A 1,323-nucleotide genomic window follows, 5' to 3' on the forward strand; every position below is an offset into this window, starting at 1 on the left:
TACCGGCGACGGCGGCCCGGTAGTACCGGCTCGGCTGGGAGACGGACTGACCGTTGTTCAGCGTGCCGGTGTAGGTCTTCGGGTAGCCGCTGCAGACCGCCGGAGCGGGCGAGACGGTGCCCGGCGGGGTGGCTGCGCTGCCGGTCAGCAGGGTCAGGTCGTAGGCGGTGAGGATCTCGTTGAGCGGCTGGAAGTAGGTGACGCCACCCGTGGTGCAGTTGCCGGAGCCGCCGGAGGTGACCCCCTGGGCCTGGTCCACCGAGATGAACGAACCACCCGAGTCACCCGGCTCGGCGCAGACACTGGTACGGCCCAGGCCGTGGATGGTGCCCTGGGGGTAGGTGACGCTGGCGCTGAGCTGCCGGATGAGACCGCAGTGCCAGTCGGTGGTGGAGCCGGACCGGCAGATCGAGGCACCCTCCAGGGCCGGCCTGGAACCGGCGACGGGCACGATGCCGCCACTGCCGTTGCTCACCACCGGCCTGGGCGTCCAGCCGGCGTTCACCGCGACCCAGGCATAGTCGTTCTCGGGAAAGGACGACGCCCGGAAGACCCCCTGGGGCACCCGGTCGAAACCGGTGGTGGCATCACCCGTCTTACCGCAGTGACCGGCACTGACGAAACCCGCCTGGGTCCCGCGCATCACCGAGAAACCGACGGAGCAACGATTCGAACTGCCGATGTAGTAGGCGTCACCACCCTGCACGTCAGTGAGGAGCCGGGGCCGCTCGGTGGACGGCACCACCTTCACCACGCTCGAGTCGGCCCCCACTGCCTCCACGAGATCCTCGGTTGCCAGGGGGCTCTTCGACAGGATGACGATCCTGTTGTTCCTGGCGTCGACGAAGCGCACATCGCCCCCTCCGCCACGTCCCGGCAGGTCCACGTTAAGGTCACTGATGAGCCCGGCGAGTTCGGTCAGCGACCGTTTGACGAGTTCGGCTCTGGCGCCCGCCGCGACGATGGTGGGGAGGTCGGCGGGCTTGGTGGTGGCCACCACGAGAGTCTGTGAAATGGTTCCCATCAGCCACGAGCCGCCGAAACGCTCGCCGAGCGCCTCGCGGAGGTCTGCCTCGATCCCCGACATACGGATCTCGTTGGCCAGACGTGCCCGCACCTGTTCCTTGGTCAGGCCCAGGTCGCGTTGGAGCGCCTCCAGCATGCCCGACGGCGGTTTCCAGGCGGACGCGGTGACCGGAACGTCCTGCGCCCGGGGTCCGGCGGCGATGGCCGGCACGCCCGTCAGGGTGAGCGCGGTGACCGCCAGCACGCAGCCCGTGGCGACGACATGTCTGCGGGACATGAATCCCTCCTCGACCTCGG

At 69.0% G+C, this 1,323-nt stretch carries 1 protein-coding gene; it reads right to left on the minus strand.

Translation table 11 applies throughout. The annotated features are described in order from the left end of the window. On the minus strand, positions 1-1,303 hold a 1,303-nt coding region (locus ABZU75_RS46450; protein WP_355570004.1), incomplete at its 3' end, for a S1 family peptidase. Positions 1,304-1,323: the final 20 nt, after the last annotated feature.

Source organism: Streptosporangium sp. NPDC005286, from assembly GCF_040607515.1.
In the GTDB taxonomy this organism is placed as follows: Bacteria; Actinomycetota; Actinomycetes; order Streptosporangiales; family Streptosporangiaceae; genus Streptosporangium.